We start from the raw sequence: 17,765 nt of genomic DNA, 5'->3' as shown, positions 1-17,765 counted from the left end.
TATGAATAAACGAATAACCCCTTATTTGATTACCCTGTTCTGGCTTGGATTTTCTGCTTGCTGTCATGCCAAAGGGCATGACATCGACAGTCGCGATTTGTTGGATAACATTTTGTATCGCTTTTCCAGCACGTCTGCGCTTTGGAGTCAAACCATGCTTGGATACGCCCGATACCTCTTTTGGTCTTTGGCCTTGGTGAGCATGGTGTGGACGTATGGATTAATGGCTTTACGCAAGGCAGATCTGCAGGAGTTTTTAGCTGAAACGGTGCGGTTTTTTGTTGTGGTCGGCTTTTTCTACTGGCTTTTGGAGAATGGTCCGGCCATTGCAAAATCCATCATCGATTCTATGCGACAACTGGCGGCACGCGCCTCAGGCATTGATGACCACGTATCGCCCTCGGATATTGTCGATGTGGGATTTGATATTGTATCTCGCGCCATCAACAGCTCATCCATCTGGTCGCCTGCAGCAACCACAGTAGGACTCATCGTTGCAGGGGTTATTCTCATCGTGCTGGCTTTAGTCAGTATTAACATGCTCATTATCTTAATCACCGCATGGGTTTTAACTTATGGCGGCATCATTTTATTAGGTTTTGGTGGTGGACGCTGGACTCAGGATATTGCGATTAACTACTACAAAACCGTCTTGGGGATAGCACTGCAAGCGTTTGCCATGATTTTAATCATCGGCATCGGCAAATCCTTTGTGGATCAATATTATGCGGCTCTTTCTGAGAGCATGACGCTTAAAGAAATGTTTGTCATGTTGGTGGTTGCAGTCCTTTTGCTGGTTCTCATTAATAAAATCCCTCCCGTACTCGCAGGCATCGTATCAGGCGGTGGTTCAGGTGGCGGTGGAGGTATTGGCCTTGGTGCCGCCATGGGTGCGGCAGGAATCGCCGGAGCTGCGATAGCAAGTGCGGCAGGCGCTGCAATGACTCAAGGAGCTGGTGGCTTATCGGCACTGAACGCAGCCTTTAAGGCCGCGAGTCAAAGCCTCGGTTCCGGCACTACAGACTCCATGTCAGGTCAGGATAAAAGCTCCAAAACCGGTGGGTTAGCAGAAGCTATGGGCAGTGCTGCCAAATTTGCGGGTTCCTTTGGTTCCCATTTAGCCTCAGGCGCAATGGATGTGGCTCGTGAAAAAGCAAATGCGATTAAAGAAGCCGTTTCTGAAAAAATTGCTGACACCACGGGTGGTAAAATTGCGGATGCCATCCAAAGCAGAATGGATGCCTCGGCCACAGAATCGCAAGAGACTGACTCAGAACAGATTGTTTCCATGGGTGCGCCAGAAGGCGTTTTTAGCGCAGGACAGGAGGCATTTGATGAAGTCAGTCAGTTTGTAAACCAGAAAGCCGCCGGAGCGTATGAATGAATCATAGCAAACCTGATAAAGCCATAGGCCCTCAAGTCAGACAAAAAAAATCTGGCAGATTCAATACATCATTAGTCGTGCTGGTCATCGGGGCTTTTTTAATGAGCATGCAAATCGGCACACAGTTCCTGGCTTACCAGTTTCATTATGCCGAAGGCTTAGGCAGCTCTCTTTCGCATGTTTATATGCCCTGGCACCTGTTCATTTGGGCTGTAAAATACCAATCGTTTTACCCCGATACGTTTCATGCGGCCTTTGGTGTCATGGTGATGAGCGGCTCATTGCTTTTAATGATGATCGTAATGACCTCCAGATATTTTAAAAAGAATGAGATCAGTGATTACCTGCATGGCTCTGCTCGTTGGGCGAATTGGGAGGACTTAAAGCAAGCAAGCCTCATTGGTCACGATGAAGGTGTTTATGTTGGGGCTTATGAAGATGACAAAGGTACCATTCATTACCTGCATCATAATGGACCAGAGCATGTTTTAACCTATGCCCCAACACGTTCGGGGAAAGGTGTTGGTCTTGTGATTCCGACACTTCTATCATGGAAACATTCCTGCGTGATCACCGATTTGAAAGGCGAGCTTTGGGCCATGACCGCTGGCTGGAGACAAAAGCATGCGCATAACAAAGTCATTCGCTTTGAGCCTGCAACACTAAAAGGCAGTGCGCGCTGGAACCCGCTTGATGAAATCAGGGTTGGTACAGAATCTGAAGTGGGAGACGTACAAAACCTGGCAACCCTTGTGGTTGATCCTGATGGCAAAGGGCTGGAAACGCATTGGCAAAAAACCTCACAAGCCCTCTTGGTTGGGTTTATTCTCCATGCCATTTACAAACTAAAACAACAAGGAGAGCCGGCGACATTTCCTAACATTGACCGCATGCTGGTCGATCCCAACATTAATATTGCAGACCTACTGATTGAAATGACGCAATACCCTCATGTTGATGGTAAAACCCACCCGGTCATTTCTGCCTCGGCTCGAGACATGATAGATCGACCCGAAGAAGAGGCAGGCTCTGTCTTATCCACCTTAAAATCTTATCTGGCGTTATACCGTGACCCAGTGGTCGCACATAACGTGTCGGCTTCTGATTTTTGCATTCGCGATTTGATGAACCATGACAGTCCTGTAAGCCTTTATATCGTGACCCAACCAAATGATAAAGCCAGACTGCAACCTCTGGTACGCGTGATGATCAACATGATAGTGCGATTATTGGCTGACAAAATGGAGTTTGAGCGTGTATCGGATGATAAGGGTCAGTCCTATGTTCAAACTAAAAAAACCTATAAACATCGCCTGTTGTGCATGATTGATGAATTTCCAAGCCTTGGAAAACTCGACATTCTGCAAGAGTCATTAGCCTTTGTTGCAGGATATGGCCTAAAGTTTTACTTAATTTGCCAGGACATCAATCAGCTAAAAAGTCGTGAACGAGGCTATGGTCCTGATGAAACCATCACCTCTAATTGCCATATCCAAAATGCCTATCCACCCAATCGCGTGGAGACTGCTGAGCACCTTTCCAAGCTCACTGGCCAAACAACGATTGTTAAGGAACACATCACCACCAGTGGCAGACGGTTTTCAACCTTCTTAAATCAGATATCAAGAACCGTGCAGGAAATATCAAGACCCCTTCTGACGATAGATGAATGCCTGCGTATGCCAGGCCCTAAAAAGGATGCTAATGGCTTGATTGTTGAAGCCGGCGACATGGTAATTTATGCCGCTGGCTTTCCTGCCATTTACGGAAAGCAACCGCTTTACTTTAAAGATCCTGTATTTATTGCAAGAGCATCGGTCGAAGCTCCCACACACTCCGATAGATTACGCGCTCAATTGAGTGATGATGAGCTTATTAAACTATGAAAAAAATAGCGATGGTACTCATAGCACTGATAACGAGCGGGATGCTATTTCATGCGTTGGGATTCAGAATAAACCTGACAGAATCGATTCCTGTGGGTTTATACCGCATAACTTCAACAGACCACTTCAAAAATGCTTATGTGATTTTTTGCCCGGATGACCGAACTGCGTTTCGATTAGCTAAAAGCAGAGGCTATATTGATCACGGTCTGCCTTGTGGAGGCTATGGTTATTTAATGAAAAAATTGGTCGCGGTCTCTGGGGATGTGATTTCTGTGACACCCCAAGGAGTATTTGTAAATCAAGAACGGCTTCCTTACTCCAAACCAAAACTTAAAGACGGCATGAACCGCGCCTTGCCTCAATGGCGTGTAACGCATTACCCACTTCAACATGATGAAGTGATGACAATGACCAACCAAAGTGAATGGTCATTTGATGGTCGGTATTACGGCTTTGTTCACACAAGGCAAATCAAAGGAATGATCACACCCATATGGGTATTTAACAAACAGGAGTACACCACATGAACGATAACATTGATCTCATGGACATCATTGGAGACAAATTCGAAGATCTGGAGGTTCCGGGCTTTATTACCGAAGTTAGTCCAATAGAAGCCGATATGATGGGCGCATTTTTCGAAGATGCACTGAATGAAGCCGATGCGATGGAGGCGATGTATGACTAAAATGCCTTACCATCAAGTGGTCGCCAATCAAATCATTGAAAGCCTGAAAGCAGGAACCGCCCCGTGGTTAAAACCATGGGAGCCAGGCACAGGTGATGGTCAGATGCCTTATAATCCCGTGACTGGCAAACGCTATCGCGGCATTAATGCCTTGTATTTGATGCTTCATCCAAGCAATGACAACCGCTGGCTTACCTACAAGCAAGCTCAAGACATCAATGCGCAAGTGCGTAAAGGGGAAAAAGGCACCAGCATTCAATATTGGAAGTTTCAAGAAGAACGCATCAAAAAGGATGATAGTGGTCATCCTGTGCTGGATGCAGAAGGAAATCCGATAAAGGTGCAGGTCAATCTGGAACGTCCCAAAGTATTTTACGCAACGGTTTTTCATGCCTCACAGATTGATAACATGCCCGAGATCGTCAGGAAGGAACTCGACTGGTCTTTAATTGACAGGGCTGAAGCCTTGTTACATCAATCGGGTGCTACCATCATTCATTCCGAGGCAGACCGAGCCTTTTACCGATTATCGACCGACAGCATCCATCTGCCGCCAAAAGAACAATTTAAATCCGCAGCACATTATTACGCAACTGCATTGCATGAGCTGGGGCATTGGAGTGGTCACCCGTCACGGCTTCAGCGCGATTTAGGTCATCCTTTTGGCTCAGATGCCTATGCACGTGAGGAACTCCGGGCAGAAATTGCCAGCATGATCTTAGGTGCAGAGCTAGGCATTGGTCACGACCCATCCCAACATACCGCTTATATCAAATCATGGATTCGGGGATTGGAAGATGATCCGCTTGAAATTTTCAGAGCCTGTGCGGATGCAGAAAAAATTGTGAGTCATCTGTTCGCGCTTGAACAAACGCAAGATCTGCAAAAAATAGCTTCTATTGAAATCAGGGATGATCAATTCGAAGAGGAGATCCACATGAATGCTGAACCGATCACCACTGAAAAACGATGGCTAAATATCCCCTACAAAGACAAGGAAACAGCCAAAGCCAGGATTGGTAAACTCCCCGATGGAACACCTGGAATTGCCTGGGATAAAATTCAAAAATGCTGGTATGCAAATCCAGGTGTTCCCATGGAAAAAATCAAACCCTGGCTTCCAGAGCAACAGGCAGTTACTCAAGAAAAAGCGCCTGCTCCCATTGATGAATTTAAAGAAGCCTTGCTAAGCCTTGGTGCTATCCTTGCAGGCGAGCATCCCATCATGGATGGTAATCCGCATCGCATCGCTATGGATGGGGATAAACAAGGAGAAAAAGCTGGATTTTATGTAGCGCACTTAGATGGCGTTCCAGCTGGGTACATTAAAAACAATCGTACTGGTGCTGAACTTCACTGGAAAAGCAAAGGCTATATTCTAACTGCCGAGCAAAAATCAGCGCTTAAGACGCAAGCGCTTGAACATCAGCAAGCCCGTCAGCGTGAATTGGAAGCCAAACAACATCATACCGCGCTAAGACTCCAGCAAAAGCTATCCCAAATGAGTGAAGTGAGAGAACCCACACCCTACATGAACGCCAAAGGCATTCAGGTACACTCAGGTGCATACACCGATAATGAAAACAAACGCACCTGCATTCCTGCCATGGATGTTAACGGCACTATTTGGTCCATTCAATACATCGCCGAGGATGGCACCAAACGCTTTGCAAAAGATTCTAAAAAAGAAGGCTGTTTTCATGTCTTGGGTGGGCTGGAACAATTGTCCAAAGCACCGGTTATTATCATCGCTGAAGGCTACGCCACTGCAGCAACGATAAAAGAAGCCACGGAGCTGCCAGCTGTTGTTTCAGCCTTTGATGCAGGAAACCTTAAGGCAGTCGCCAAGGCATTACATGAAAAATACCCCAAAACCCCCATCATCATCGCTGCAGACGATGACAAGCATCTTGAGATCACCCAAAGAGTCAATCCGGGCAAAGAGAAAGCAATGGAAGCAGCCAAGGCGGTTAACGGCATCATGATTCTGCCAACCTTTGCGCCCAATGAGCAGTCGGAACATCCTAAGAGATTTAGCGATTTTAATGATCTGGCGAATCAGAGTTGTTTGGGGATTGAGGGTGTGAAACGACAGATAAAACCCAAGGTTGTTAGCATTAGTAAACAAAATCGTCAATTACGCCAATCCCAAAGAAGCAATGTCGTCCCTTTCTCTTATGGTCAATAGATCTATAAGGTTTCAGGCTGTCAGATTGGCCAAAACCAATTCTGACTAAGTTTTGAAGCCTTACATTAACTGTTTAGTGAAAGCACCAACAGCCTTGACTTGAATCAAAGAAATCTATATCAGTTGCTATGGATTTAAGCATATCCTTCACATGTTTTTTGAATTTTTGTTCATCACCATCTTGGTAAACAGACACCGCTATGCTTTCAATAGGTTTTTTTGTAGTGTCATCTTGCTGATTTTTTCTTTCTTTTTGGATATTTTGAAGCCTTTCTAAAATATGATAATCTTCTTGAGATATACCCCAACCATAAAATACCAATTTTTGTCCAACTTCTTCAAATCCTTTTTCATATATTTTTCTTAAATAATTGCTTTCATAAATCCGATTCTTTTTTTCGTTATAATCGCCCTCTGAGATAAATACTGGTTCAAGATTTTCATTTTCCCACGTTTTAATTATCGCATCTAAGTGCATTTGATCAGCTGAAACTATTTTTAAATCAATCTCATTTAGATGCTTTTGCTTTACCCTGGCTAAAGTTAAATTTCCATGGGGATAAAATATTAAAATTGCCTTTTTTTGACCAAGAGTTGGTGTCTTTAAAAAATCCCAATCCGAATTAAATAAGTTAAAATTTGTATCAGTCAACTTTTCCCAGAAACAATCTTTAAAGATATTTCCGCCCCGATTGCCCATTGCAATCACCCAATAAAGAATAAGGTCATAATTTAGCGAATATACGATGGTAAAATTCTTTAAAAAATTCGATGCATTTTGTAATTTTTCAACGAATACCTCATCATCTTTATCATATTGAATATGTGCAGCTTTAACCGTGTTAATTAGCGCATTTCTGCACAAAAAATAATTTTCATCAACTATGTTCGTGTTTCCTTCAAGTAAATTTAGCACTTCTTTTGCCTGCCAAAGCCTATATAAAACGACCTCAAAATTTTTCGTTCCAAACTTGTCGAATAAACTACCTAGTTTTTGATTAATATAATTATTCTCACTCGCCACTTCATATAATCTGGTGTAGCTAAATATCTCATTGAATGCAATGCTCGCCCCATTTCCTAAAATAAGTGAGGCCCCTTCATACTTTTGGCTTATATCTTTCCATTGCTTTAGCATAATATTTCCATTTATCTATTTGTTAAATAACTAACAACATCAATTGGATAAATATAGATCATATATTATGGTTTTTGAATTTTCCCTTCCGGCTTCACACCAGAAGATTGCCGTCGCACATGGTTATCAGGTTTGAGTCCTTGCCGCTCCAACTGAGCATGTGCATGATCCGGCAATAGCACTTCACTTCTTCTGGTGAACTGAACCACATCGAGTTGGGACACGTCTCGCAGGCTGTTTTGATTTTCGGCCGGCGAGCGGTTTCTAATGCAGCAAGGGTTGGGCTTTGCTGCTGATGGTTTTCTGCTTCTTCGGCCTGCTGTTCTAACAGCTTCATTGCGTCCAGAAGCTCCTGCTCCATTACCATATCGGTGTCGTCTTGTAACTTCATCATTATTCTCCTGTTTTAGTTTTATGCGCTGGGATTCCATATCGGGATCAGCAAATGTGATTGGGATGTCATTTTTAATCACAAGCTGAAGGATGATTTTTTTAAATAGTGCTGTACCATGGATGCGAAGGCAGTCACCATACTGTTGTCGCGACATCTCCAGTGCTTTTTTTAGAGCTTCAATCGATCCCCCTTTTGAGATCGTGATCTCATGGCCATTATTTCGAATGATTGCCCTGTTGATTTTGAAAATTGCGGTGCCTTCTTTGGTGATAGAGTCGATATCATTCATCTGCCCATGAAAAAAATCCCCCATTTCGCCAGAAAACGTATATTTAGCCGGATTTTTGCGATTTCGAAAACGTAGTGCTGTTAATGCCTCTGTATCGCCAGCCTCAGCTTTATACCTGAGCCAATCAGCCCAGGTTCGATTTTGACGATCATTCATCTGCTGTTGCCGTTGTTTGGCATAGTTATTTCGAATCTGCTCTATCTCATTGAGAAGCGTTTGACTAATTTTGGAGTAAAGGTATTTTTTCTGAATGCCAGGCATTTTCATGAGTTTCAATGCGGAACGTTTGAGTCTAGCGCGTTTTTTTGCCTGTTCAATGGCTCTTGTCTTAGCTGAACGCAGCGTTTTGAGCTTACCTGAAAGGATGGTTTTATTATTCAGCCGTTCCTCACGATAGTAGGCGTAAAGCGCCATACTCGACATCGTTTTATGAAGCGGTTCATAACGGTAGGTATTTTGTGACATGGTATCGTCATGCAATGGTGCTGCCACAAACGCACCCAGCCTGGAAACAAGAGGTTGTTTTGAAAAGTTCCGCGAAATAGAGCTGGCCTTGACTATCAGCCCCTTCTTGTCACAAAAAACAAATCCATTGCCTCTTTGTTTTATGCTCAATCCATGTGCAGCCAATATTTGGTGCAACTCCGCCCAACTTTTTGCAGCTTCAATCGGCTCCCTGCAATGACGCTTCATCCAATTGATGAGGCTTTCAATGCCGGAATGCTGCTCCATATCATCTGCGAGGTTCTCAGAGTGCCCTTTTCGCGAATGATGATTGGTCACCTTCAATCCAAACTCTACCTCCAGCTGGGTTGCCACTTCGGCAAAGGTTTTATATGCCCGGTATGGCTCAATCATATTTAGGGTTTCAGGGTGGATTTTATTAATAGCGACATGGATGTGAAGATTGTCCGTATCATGATGAACAGTACTGATTCTTTGATGCTCCCTAAACCCAATGGCTGAGATGATCCGATCTTCTATCAGGTTCAAAAGATTATTTGAAACGACTTCCCCTTGAGCAAAAGAGATTAAGACGTGATAGGTTTTATCGGCTTTGGCGCGTTGATTTTGAGCCTGAGTAGCCAATACCTCTTGAACTGCCCACGAAAGCTCACTGCTATTACAATTCGATATACGAATTTTTCCCACCCGCTCCTGTTTATCCTGCGGATCGGTTATGTATCGAACAAGCCCGGAGAAACTACTAAGACGTGCTTTTTTCATCGGAATGTGGCGAATGATCATAGCTTTTTCACCACTTGATACATGGAGTCTTGCAACCCCCTGATCTTACGTAACAGGGCGATTATCGTGGCATGGTCAAAATGCGCAACCCGCTTGTCCTGCGTCAACCAAAGTTTTAGCAAACCACCCAGTCGACCCAGATCCGCATTGATTTTAGCAAGTTGGATGATGTGCTCTTTATCTATCACACTTTGCAAAGGATACCCAAGACTGATGCGCCTTAGATACTCAGCAACAGACAAGCCTGCCTGAATCGCATTGGCTTTAATTTGAGTTTCTTCATTGGGGAGCACAGGCACACGCAGGTGACGCCCGTTTTTTCTGGTAATGGCTTTTGGTGTTTCGTCCATAAGGATGCTGACCTCTTAATTAAGTGGTTGCAATCCTTTGGGTTTCTGATGATGAGCTTAAATCTCTGGGTTTCCGTTGAGCACCGTAGGTGCGAATAAGGCTCGTGAAATTTGGTAGCCAGCTTGCTGGTTAGCTAACTTCACCTATCTTGCCCAGTGTTTTAAGTTCACTTAATAGGATAGTAACAGGTAATTTTCCGTAATTACAAGGTTATTTTTCGTAACACCCAAATAATTACGAATAATTACCATAAATTACGATTAATTACACATAGCACCATATCAGGGAGATTTAAATTGCGCCAAAAGGAAGAAAAAGAACATAAACTATTGCAGTGCCGCACAATATTTCATACCATCGAAGAGAACAACAACAAATGAATGGTATGACATGGGAAACTCCCTCAGCGCACGAATCGCAGCCAAGCAAGTGACCAGAAAAAGCTCTGATAAGTCGGTAAACAAAGCCGCTTTTCTTGCACTAAAGCAAGATATCGAGGGTGCTTTATCTGACGGCTGGTCCATAAAGCTGGTCTGGGAAACGTTGCTTGAGGAAGGCAAAATCTCATTTTCATATAAAACATTTTGTGGCTATGTCGCACGCTTGATTGTGGCAGAGAAAAAGCCCGCGTTGCAGGAAAACACCAAGGATGATGAAAAGGCTAAAAGTAAGGCGAAAACCGAAATTCGGGGTTTTACTTTTAATCCAAAACCCAACCTGGAGGAACTCTTGTAATGGCAAAAATTCATATCACACTGCAAGGCAAAGGCGGTGTCGGCAAATCATTTATTTCAGCAACCACAGCCCAATACAAACACTACAAAAGCCAAACGCCACTGTGTATTGATACTGACCCCATCAACTCCACTTTTCATGGCTTTAAAGCATTAAACGTGGCTCACATCCAAGTCATGAGTGGCGATGAAATCAATCCAAGACTCTTCGATGCCCTCATCGAAAAAATAGCAACCACCACCCATGATGTGATCATCGACAACGGTGCCAGTTCATTTGTACCCCTGTCGCATTACCTTATCAGCAATGAGGTTCCAGCTTTACTAAAGGAATTAGGTCATGAAATGGTGATCCACACTGTCATCACAGGTGGACAAGCCTTTTTTGACACCATTAATGGTTTTGCGCAGCTGATAGAACAGTTTGGAGATGAAGCTCAATTTATCATCTGGCTCAATCCCTATTGGGGGGCAGTAACACATGAGGGCAAGGCTTTTGAGCAGCTAAAAGCCTATCGAGATAACAAAGACAACATATCAGCCTTAATTCAAATTCCGGATCTCAAAAAAGAAACTTACGGCAGGGATTTAACTGAGATGCTGCAACAAAAACTGACTTTTGATGAAGTGCTGGCTATGCCAGAAAAAAGCATCATGACCCGTCAGCGCCTGAAAATCATCCGTGATCAGCTGTTTGAACAATTAGACAACGCCCGGGTGATCTAATGTCAGAAAGACTTGATAAGGCGATCCAGGAGATCGCTATAAAACACGGCGTGGTTCTCGGTAAAGATGATCCCATCCTCATCCTGCAAACTATGAACGATAGATTGCTCGAAGAAACCCGTCAGGCACAGGCGGAAATGTTAGTGCAATTTAGGGAGGAAATGGAACGCATTTCCTCTCGGTGGAAGGATGATGCGAAGGAAAAAGCTGAAAACGTTCTCAATGCAGCATTGAACTCCAGTAAAGAGGTGCTGTCTAGATTAATACAGGAATCAACAAACGAATCGATAAAGATCATGAAAAAAATGATTTTAGATTCAGTTGATGAAGTTCATAAACATACTCAACGAGCTAAGAAATTTAGCCGCATAGCTTTGTTCTCGTCAACGGCAATGATGGCAGGGTCTTGTTTATTTATGTTGCTCTTTATTCTTCAATTTTAGCTAAAGACAATAGCTATTAAGCATAAGTCCTTATAACGCATACAATAGTCTCGCCACTGGTGAGACTATTGGTCGAGTGCGAAAATTGAGTACCTTATCCGTAGGCTTAACATCATCCGTGATGTACCTCAATTACTCGCCTCGTAATTAAAATAATATCAAATTTAAAAAGATAATCATTAAGCAAAAAACCTAATCTTACTTGAGAAATTTCTTGTGATTGATTTGATTTTTTATCATTCAAACTTTGCATATAGCAACTGATACTAAATTATCTTCGATAAAACTCATTTGAAATCATGGATTTTTAGTACGTTATATTTTAATATGATATCAATATATCACGTCGATTTGGACACCTTTTAAAAAACCATGCATGACACTTTTATGAATACAATTGGCGATCGGATTACTTTCTGTCGTTCCGCATTAAAATTAACTAGAAAAGACTTATCAGAGCAATGGAAAATGGCTTCTGTGCCAACTATTGCAAGATGGGAACTGGACGCTGTCAAAATACCATTAAAAAAATTATCTTCTCTAATTGATTTTTTTTCTAACAATGGTTTAATTGTTACGCAAGGATGGATTTTAAACCAATCTGAAGCTCCTCCCATTTTGATAAACAATAATGCGTTTGATGAATTGGACTTTGATAGCCTTGCACAAGAAAATTTATTAAACGTGAATATGCAGGAAAAGAACTTCACGTTTGGACAGGTAAAAAATACATTGATTGCACCATTTATTAAATATGGTGATTATGTTGGTGGGAATAATTGCGAATTTTCATCATTGACTTCAGTTGTTGGCGATGTGATTTTTTTAAAACGAATCAGCGGCATAGTTGTTGGTATTTTAGATAAGTATGAAGATGAAATCATCTTAAAAAACTTTACAAACCACCATGAGTCATTTGATAAAAGCGTAATTGAGTCAGTGGGAAGAGTAAAATGGATAGTAAGAAGACCATAGCAATCGATAGAAAGTTTTCATTGCTGAGTAATGATCTCATGGATTTTGGTGCAACGTACTCATCAGTGCTGATTTTTTCAGAAAATAATAAGGTACTGTTTTCAAAATCAAGCAATCCTGAGTGGAGTGAGGAATTTACTTCAACTGGACTTTATAAGCACTGCCATTTGTTGAGCGAAGCAAATGCTCAAATGCAATCTAATCAATCATCGTTTACCTTGGTTTGGGATTTATACAAGCCTACCACCGATAAAGCCAACGAGTTAAATGAAATAAGACAATATAAAGACATTACTCATGGAGTAGGGTTTTGTACAACAAACCCAGATGGCTCAAGGATTATTTTGAGTGTCGCCGGAAAGTATTCTGATTTCAATTTTGGCCTTTCCATACTTAGAAACAGAGCCGCAGTTTTTAAATCATTGCGCCAGTTTATCTCGAAATAATCGTGGTAACCGAATTTTTGTTAATTGCAATATAAAGAGATATGAGACTGCAAACAAAAGAATTGTTAATGCAAATGCTGTTAATTCTTTTACAGCAAAATGGGCTGATGAATATAAAGCAATTATAGGCATAGTCAGTTTAATTAAATTCATTATAGCGGACGAAGTTGCCTTGCAGATCCCAAACTCTAGTGCTTTAAAGGTTGCTGCTGGGTAGATCACGCCATTTGCTAAATTTAATAAAGAACACAAAATAAAAAATCCAAAAGTAGTCATCTGTATGTTCAATTTTGCCGCTAAAAGAGAGGCTGAGCATGCAGCAATTATTATTAAAAGCCCAAACGAAATGATCACATGCTCTGGTAATTTTTTGGCTAACTTCAGATACAGTACCCCACCTAAGAGTATAAAAATCATGTTACTTAAACTACAGATACCAAATTCTGTGGGTGACATAGAAAACAATTCATTAGTGATAATTGGCGCATACAGTGCGTAGCTGTATGAAATAATTGTTGTTATGGAAAGCACTAAAGAAAAGACTATAACTTTAGGTTGTAATTCAATATTTACTAAGGATTTTAGTTTTCCAGCGAATTGAGGCTGCAAGGGATTGTTATTCATGTAAAAGCAAAGAAGGAACATAGCCGTGTTATAAAGAAACACGAAGTACATTACAAAATCTAGTGACGTAAACTTAACAAGATATCCCGACAACAATATCGCAAAATAAATTGATGCAGTAAAAACAACAGCGATTATTGATAAGTATGGCTTGCTCTCATGATCTGATAGCTTTTCCTTAATCATGGTAAATCCACACACCAATCCTGAAGCAAGTCCTAGAGCAATCAATACTCGTCCCAATAAAAACAAATTAAATGATTCTGTTTTCATGGCAACAATGATGACTATTGCACCCAGGATAGAAGTGGCCATACCGAGCTTTATGCTGAGTAACCTGCCAATTCTATTTGAGGCATAAGCCCATACCACTTGGCCAGATAAATAACCCGCCAAGTAAAAAGTCATGACATAGCTAAGTTGATTCTTTGACAATGAGAAAAATTGTTTAATTAACGCTAGCTCTGGGCTAATAAAAGAGGCCATTACAGAAGCTGATGATATCAGCGCCGCTAGAATAATTTTTTCAATTCTTGTCATGAAATAAGTTGTTCAATCTCAGGGGGAATAAATAGCTTTGATTCAGCATCAGGATTGCTGTTAACGCATGTTGCGTTAAATATAGCTTTCATAATGACTGCACCATCACTGACTCTTTTTATATCTTGCTTGTGCGCCCAGTGGAACGGAAGCTCACCTTCAGTAATCTTGCTTGTCACGATAAATGAGTCATTCGCAGTTAATGAGTTTTTGAATTTCATCGTACATGAGGTCACGATCAATTTTAATCCTCGTTTAGCAAATTCAGTGTGGTTGATATTCAATAGCTCACCATGCTTGTGTCTAGCATGTGAAAGATAAATCATATAATTTGCATTATTTACAATGCCTTGAGCGTCAAGTTCATTATCACGAACTTCCATCTCTATTGAGAAACTATCTATACTCATAAATACCCCTTTACAATGATATCAACATATCATATTATTCTGAATTAATGATATACACATATCATTAATATGATTTCAATGTATCATTTTATGGCTTATATTAATTATTGTAAAGGACTTATAGAATGAAAGACTCAACCATAAAGTTACAAATTTATAGAGGAATTATACGGTACATCCTGGATTCCACACACTACACACTAAAAAATATAGCAGATCTTTCCGAAACACCCCTCGACAACATTCGAGCCATATACTGCCATGATTCCGCACCATGCAATTTCAAATCAGAGGTGCAATTGCTGAAGCTGTATCAAATTGTTCTTGAGCTCAACACGAATCCCAAAAATCGTTCTTTAGCGGGATAGCCCTCATTAATAAAGAAGGAATTTTTATTATGAACCAGTTTATGTTTAAAACAGTGAATAACGAGAAGTCTTACGACCAAGCCAATACTAATACCAGAACAGAACTTGATGCAAAGGAGATCACCATGATGGAAGGAATACAACAGCGAATTTCACAAAAAGTATTATTCATACCAGACCTTGAAAAAATGATCGGCAGAAATAGAGTAACATTACGTCGTTGGTGGCTTACAGATAAGTTCCCTCGCCCTGTCAAACTCAATGGCACAACGCTGGCTTGGCATAGCGATGAAATAGAACAATGGATTGAGCAAACCATTTTAAATGGTGAGAGGGATGCCTCTTAACATTACCAATACATTAGACGAGCAGGCTTCAGGCCTGCTTTTTTTTGTCTTTTAATTGCTTAACGCACCCCATAAAAAAGTCACCTAAAGTTTCCAATTTGGACCTCATTGCGGTCCAAATTGAACTGGGCGCATTATCGTATTTTAATACAAGTTGGAAATCAGACCCGGGATTGGTATATCTCAGAATTTTTAAAAAGTGTACCTAGAAGTGTACCTAAAATTTATTAGCGTGGAAAAAGTGTTTTGATTTGATTGTGTAACTGCTTGATTTTAAAGGGGAATTGATGGTCGGGACGGAAGGATTTGAACCTTCGACCACTAGCACCCCATGCTAGTACGCTACCAGGCTGCGCTACGCCCCGATGGAAGCGAATAATAACTTGTCTTGTATTAAATAACAAGGCCAAGCTTTCTCTATTCTATAATTAGTTTCTTATCTTAATTATTCTGCCAGGTTAACTGGGTATAGATTCTCTGCCAAAACAACGAAGTGAATTAATGCGGATGCATGGAAATGACATCCGCCAATTTTGTCATGATAAAGTTAATGGGTTTGAGTTTCAGGTAAGGGAGCCAGGAAATGTCTCACGAATTCATATTCCTTTGTCTGCAGATTACTGCCGCTGCAAACAGGACTGGCCCATTTGTCAGCACAAGGTTTATCTCGAGCAATTGACCACATGGCTAATCCTCCGAGATGTTTCTGCTGGGCAAATTGACGTAAGGCATCTACGTTTTTCAAGGTAAATTGTTCCGTGTTGATGTCATTAACGCCAATCATCGGGGTTACTATAATTTGTTTCCATAAGGCAGCTTCGGACTTATCAGGATAAAGTGCTTGTAACGTATCATGTAAAGCAGTAGCAGCCTGAATTGCATAAGCCCCCATGTCACCATTATAGGCAGGGCCATAATCCATAGCCATAATATTCACCTGGTAATTTAAACCAGTATCTTTTGCCGCCTTTAGAACTTCTTTACCTTGGAAGGTCAATCCTTCAGGCAAAACAGGCAGGGTGAAACTTAATTGAATGTCGGGATTTTTTTGTTGAAAATCTTGTAATGCCTGCATTAGTTTAGACACATCTGCAGTTCCATTTTCAATATCAAAATCCAACGCCTTTGCTTGATAAGATTTTATAACCTGCTCAAATATCGTCATCAACTGGTTCTTATTGCAGTTTAAAGAAATATCATTGCCACTGGCCCCACCAAAGGAAACAGTAATATCCACACCATTTTGCACGAGCATGTCAGTTAAGTGTTTTCCCCATTGATTTTCTAAACTATAAGTGGCTTGAGCTCCCCAGGCAGGCTGGCAATTTCCACTATCGGTTATAAATGCCAAATGATAAGCCTTAATTCCCTGCTCAGTTGCAATACTGGCAACATTCATCGGCTCCATATTTTGGGTTTGTGGATCCCAGTAAGTATTGATAGTGATATCCGCATAGGGGCTAAATTGGGGTATTTGCGATGCAGCAAAAGCATTCGTTATTAATAAAACGCCACCTAAAATAGAAAAAATCATCTTCATATAGGTCTATTAAAGTCAAAAGAAAGTCAATAATAACACTATTTAGCCATAAATTAAACAAAAAGACCTTAAAAAAATAACTCCTCCTTTTCATAATGACTATTTATACCTGATTCCTCAATGGAACGGTTGCCGGAGAATAATAAATTCAATGATTTTTCAAAACCAATTAACCCTCCCTTAAGATTTAAATTGTACAATTTATTATCTATTTAAAATGGAGAAGATATGTTTAAGTATTTTTCTAACAACAACGGGCATTATTTTAAATTTGGAACCGATGAAACAGGCATTCTTTCATTTTTTATGCTTGAAAAAGAACATTGGAAAAAAATGCCTATTGTTTCAGGCAAAAAATTGGAAGCCCATTGTGAATATCAGCTTGCAGCACCTGATAATCAGAGTTTTAGTCTGATATGTGCAAATTTCAAAGATAGTAAAAACTACCTGCTATTAAAAATAGAAACTCATAGTAAAGGCTACGCTTGCGGAACAAATTTTCTCAACCTCTCCGAAATAGAATCTGAAGAACTCCTGCTGAAACTTGCAGATTACCCTGATCTAGGGCAGGAAAACCAGATCCCTGCTTCAAGCGAGTTGAAAGGAAAAGAAAAAATGTCCTCTCTTGAAACGTCAGGCGAAAAAACATCCAATGACTCAACAGACTTAGACCCAATTGATTTGGTTTTGTCGTCCTCTGAAGATAGTGAAGAAGCGGAGGAAATAACCAAGCCTTCTCCTGACTCAATAGAAGCATCTAACAATGCTCGTCGTTACAATCTGTCCTGGTGGCAAAAGTTTCACCTTCTGAAACATAAAGAAGCATTAGAGGGACGGAAGACTTCCTATCGAATTCCCTTCTTTCCTAAGGGATATCCTCGCGAAGATAAGATTCGGGAAATTGATAATCTACTTCAAGACAAGGAAGCCAACAGGGCAATTGTTGAGCAAGGAAAAACTGGTTCTATATTGAAGAAGATGAGTTAACCTTATTTTAAACAAATATCGGCGCCATTTTGGCGCCGCTGACTGCTAACCAAATT

The 17,765-nt window shown here is 41.1% G+C and carries 18 protein-coding genes and 1 tRNA gene; 12 read left to right on the top strand and 7 right to left on the bottom strand.

What is annotated here, in order from left to right; all coding sequences use genetic code 11:
- Position 1 precedes the first annotated feature (1 nt).
- From trbL to E1O65_RS06795, 5 genes are read left to right on the top strand one after another with little or no spacing between them, the layout of a single operon-like run.
- The gene (gene trbL / locus E1O65_RS06810; protein WP_133132849.1) at positions 2-1,384 is read left to right on the top strand and encodes a P-type conjugative transfer protein TrbL; all 1,383 of its coding nucleotides are present in this window, start codon (positions 2-4) and stop codon (positions 1,382-1,384) included.
- Positions 1,381-3,270, top strand: a complete 1,890-nt coding sequence (locus tag E1O65_RS06805) for a type IV secretory system conjugative DNA transfer family protein (RefSeq protein ID WP_133132848.1) — start codon at positions 1,381-1,383, stop codon at positions 3,268-3,270. Before trbL ends, E1O65_RS06805 begins: the two co-directional genes overlap by 4 nt.
- Complete coding sequence (gene traF / locus E1O65_RS06800; RefSeq protein ID WP_133132847.1) at positions 3,267-3,800, top strand: conjugative transfer signal peptidase TraF; 534 nt, start codon at positions 3,267-3,269, stop codon at positions 3,798-3,800. The genes E1O65_RS06805 and traF overlap by 4 nt, the downstream gene beginning before the upstream one ends.
- Positions 3,797-3,961 (top strand): hypothetical protein, encoded by a 165-nt coding sequence (locus tag E1O65_RS12575; protein ID WP_027222710.1) that lies wholly within the window; start codon positions 3,797-3,799, stop codon positions 3,959-3,961. The genes traF and E1O65_RS12575 overlap by 4 nt, the downstream gene beginning before the upstream one ends.
- On the top strand, positions 3,954-6,149 hold the full coding sequence (locus E1O65_RS06795; protein WP_133132846.1) for a zincin-like metallopeptidase domain-containing protein: 2,196 nt from the start codon (positions 3,954-3,956) through the stop codon (positions 6,147-6,149). The genes E1O65_RS12575 and E1O65_RS06795 overlap by 8 nt, the downstream gene beginning before the upstream one ends.
- A gap of 73 nt (positions 6,150-6,222) precedes the next feature.
- Here the strand turns inward: E1O65_RS06795 and E1O65_RS06790 are convergent, their stop codons facing one another.
- The 3 genes from E1O65_RS06790 to traJ all read right to left on the bottom strand — a co-directional run bounded on the left by E1O65_RS06790 (position 6,223) and on the right by traJ (position 9,568).
- Positions 6,223-7,287, bottom strand: a complete 1,065-nt coding sequence (locus tag E1O65_RS06790) for a DUF4917 family protein (protein ID WP_133132845.1) — start codon at positions 7,285-7,287, stop codon at positions 6,223-6,225.
- A gap of 65 nt (positions 7,288-7,352) precedes the next feature.
- Positions 7,353-9,218 (bottom strand): TraI/MobA(P) family conjugative relaxase, encoded by a 1,866-nt coding sequence (gene traI, locus E1O65_RS06785; RefSeq protein WP_133132844.1) that lies wholly within the window; start codon positions 9,216-9,218, stop codon positions 7,353-7,355.
- Complete coding sequence (gene traJ / locus E1O65_RS06780; RefSeq protein WP_133132843.1) at positions 9,215-9,568, bottom strand: conjugal transfer transcriptional regulator TraJ; 354 nt, start codon at positions 9,566-9,568, stop codon at positions 9,215-9,217. Before traJ ends, traI begins: the two co-directional genes overlap by 4 nt.
- Positions 9,569-9,959: 391 nt before the next feature.
- On the opposite strand from traJ, the gene E1O65_RS06775 reads away from it, so the two are divergent.
- The 5 genes from E1O65_RS06775 to E1O65_RS06755 all read left to right on the top strand — a co-directional run bounded on the left by E1O65_RS06775 (position 9,960) and on the right by E1O65_RS06755 (position 12,893).
- Positions 9,960-10,304, top strand: coding sequence for a TraK family protein (locus E1O65_RS06775; protein WP_133132842.1), 345 nt, complete (start codon positions 9,960-9,962; stop codon positions 10,302-10,304).
- Positions 10,304-11,029 carry an ArsA-related P-loop ATPase gene (locus E1O65_RS06770; RefSeq protein ID WP_133132841.1) on the top strand — a complete coding sequence of 242 codons (726 nt, stop codon included), beginning with the start codon at positions 10,304-10,306 and terminating at the stop codon, positions 11,027-11,029. The genes E1O65_RS06775 and E1O65_RS06770 overlap by 1 nt, the downstream gene beginning before the upstream one ends.
- Positions 11,029-11,472, top strand: coding sequence for a conjugal transfer protein TraM (locus E1O65_RS06765; RefSeq protein WP_133132840.1), 444 nt, complete (start codon positions 11,029-11,031; stop codon positions 11,470-11,472). Before E1O65_RS06770 ends, E1O65_RS06765 begins: the two co-directional genes overlap by 1 nt.
- A gap of 387 nt (positions 11,473-11,859) precedes the next feature.
- Positions 11,860-12,447, top strand: coding sequence for a hypothetical protein (locus E1O65_RS06760; RefSeq protein ID WP_133132839.1), 588 nt, complete (start codon positions 11,860-11,862; stop codon positions 12,445-12,447).
- A 38-nt stretch (positions 12,448-12,485) separates the two neighbouring features.
- On the top strand, positions 12,486-12,893 hold the full coding sequence (locus tag E1O65_RS06755) for a hypothetical protein (protein ID WP_133132838.1): 408 nt from the start codon (positions 12,486-12,488) through the stop codon (positions 12,891-12,893).
- On the opposite strand, the gene E1O65_RS06750 is transcribed toward E1O65_RS06755, so the two are convergent.
- Together E1O65_RS06750 and E1O65_RS06745 are read right to left on the bottom strand one after the other, a co-directional pair.
- Complete coding sequence (locus E1O65_RS06750) at positions 12,867-14,057, bottom strand: MFS transporter (protein ID WP_133132837.1); 1,191 nt, start codon at positions 14,055-14,057, stop codon at positions 12,867-12,869. The genes E1O65_RS06755 and E1O65_RS06750 overlap by 27 nt on opposite strands.
- Positions 14,054-14,467, bottom strand: coding sequence for an acyl-CoA thioesterase (locus E1O65_RS06745; protein WP_133132836.1), 414 nt, complete (start codon positions 14,465-14,467; stop codon positions 14,054-14,056). The genes E1O65_RS06750 and E1O65_RS06745 overlap by 4 nt, the downstream gene beginning before the upstream one ends.
- 493 nt (positions 14,468-14,960) lie before the next feature.
- Between E1O65_RS06745 and E1O65_RS06735 the strand changes: the two genes are divergently transcribed.
- Positions 14,961-15,182 carry an AlpA family phage regulatory protein gene (locus E1O65_RS06735; protein WP_165474923.1) on the top strand — a complete coding sequence of 74 codons (222 nt, stop codon included), beginning with the start codon at positions 14,961-14,963 and terminating at the stop codon, positions 15,180-15,182.
- Positions 15,183-15,470: 288 nt separating this feature from the next.
- On the opposite strand, the gene E1O65_RS06730 is transcribed toward E1O65_RS06735, so the two are convergent.
- Positions 15,471-15,547: transfer RNA gene (locus E1O65_RS06730), tRNA-Pro, on the bottom strand.
- 182 nt (positions 15,548-15,729) lie between these two features.
- The gene (locus tag E1O65_RS06725) at positions 15,730-16,722 is read right to left on the bottom strand and encodes a chitinase (RefSeq protein ID WP_133132834.1); all 993 of its coding nucleotides are present in this window, start codon (positions 16,720-16,722) and stop codon (positions 15,730-15,732) included.
- A 228-nt stretch (positions 16,723-16,950) separates the two neighbouring features.
- Between E1O65_RS06725 and E1O65_RS06720 the strand changes: the two genes are divergently transcribed.
- The gene (locus E1O65_RS06720; protein WP_133132833.1) at positions 16,951-17,709 is read left to right on the top strand and encodes a hypothetical protein; all 759 of its coding nucleotides are present in this window, start codon (positions 16,951-16,953) and stop codon (positions 17,707-17,709) included.
- Positions 17,710-17,765 lie beyond the last annotated feature (56 nt).

Origin of the sequence: Legionella sp. W10-070 (genome assembly GCF_900640175.1) — a bacterium.
Lineage (GTDB): Bacteria > Pseudomonadota > Gammaproteobacteria > Legionellales > Legionellaceae > Tatlockia.
Note: the sequence above shows the minus strand (reverse complement) of the source record. Positions and strands in the feature narration are given on the sequence as shown.

Excerpts from the sequence above, each read along its gene's own strand:
- E1O65_RS06770 (WP_133132841.1), top strand. The coding sequence starts at position 10,304 with ATGGCAAAAATTCATATCACACTGCAAGGCAAAGGCGGTGTCGGCAAA.
- E1O65_RS06735 (WP_165474923.1), top strand. The coding sequence starts at position 14,961 with ATGATGGAAGGAATACAACAGCGAATTTCACAAAAAGTATTATTCATA.
- trbL (WP_133132849.1), top strand. The coding sequence starts at position 2 with ATGAATAAACGAATAACCCCTTATTTGATTACCCTGTTCTGGCTTGGA.
- E1O65_RS12575 (WP_027222710.1), top strand. The coding sequence starts at position 3,797 with ATGAACGATAACATTGATCTCATGGACATCATTGGAGACAAATTCGAA.
- E1O65_RS06790 (WP_133132845.1), bottom strand. The coding sequence starts at position 7,287 with ATGCTAAAGCAATGGAAAGATATAAGCCAAAAGTATGAAGGGGCCTCA.
- E1O65_RS06755 (WP_133132838.1), top strand. The coding sequence starts at position 12,486 with ATGGATTTTGGTGCAACGTACTCATCAGTGCTGATTTTTTCAGAAAAT.
- E1O65_RS06775 (WP_133132842.1), top strand. The coding sequence starts at position 9,960 with ATGGGAAACTCCCTCAGCGCACGAATCGCAGCCAAGCAAGTGACCAGA.
- E1O65_RS06795 (WP_133132846.1), top strand. The coding sequence starts at position 3,954 with ATGACTAAAATGCCTTACCATCAAGTGGTCGCCAATCAAATCATTGAA.
- traJ (WP_133132843.1), bottom strand. The coding sequence starts at position 9,568 with ATGGACGAAACACCAAAAGCCATTACCAGAAAAAACGGGCGTCACCTG.
- E1O65_RS06765 (WP_133132840.1), top strand. The coding sequence starts at position 11,029 with ATGTCAGAAAGACTTGATAAGGCGATCCAGGAGATCGCTATAAAACAC.
- E1O65_RS06725 (WP_133132834.1), bottom strand. The coding sequence starts at position 16,722 with ATGAAGATGATTTTTTCTATTTTAGGTGGCGTTTTATTAATAACGAAT.
- E1O65_RS06720 (WP_133132833.1), top strand. The coding sequence starts at position 16,951 with ATGTTTAAGTATTTTTCTAACAACAACGGGCATTATTTTAAATTTGGA.
- E1O65_RS06745 (WP_133132836.1), bottom strand. The coding sequence starts at position 14,467 with ATGAGTATAGATAGTTTCTCAATAGAGATGGAAGTTCGTGATAATGAA.
- traI (WP_133132844.1), bottom strand. The coding sequence starts at position 9,218 with ATGATCATTCGCCACATTCCGATGAAAAAAGCACGTCTTAGTAGTTTC.
- E1O65_RS06760 (WP_133132839.1), top strand. The coding sequence starts at position 11,860 with ATGAATACAATTGGCGATCGGATTACTTTCTGTCGTTCCGCATTAAAA.
- traF (WP_133132847.1), top strand. The coding sequence starts at position 3,267 with ATGAAAAAAATAGCGATGGTACTCATAGCACTGATAACGAGCGGGATG.
- E1O65_RS06805 (WP_133132848.1), top strand. The coding sequence starts at position 1,381 with ATGAATCATAGCAAACCTGATAAAGCCATAGGCCCTCAAGTCAGACAA.
- E1O65_RS06750 (WP_133132837.1), bottom strand. The coding sequence starts at position 14,057 with ATGACAAGAATTGAAAAAATTATTCTAGCGGCGCTGATATCATCAGCT.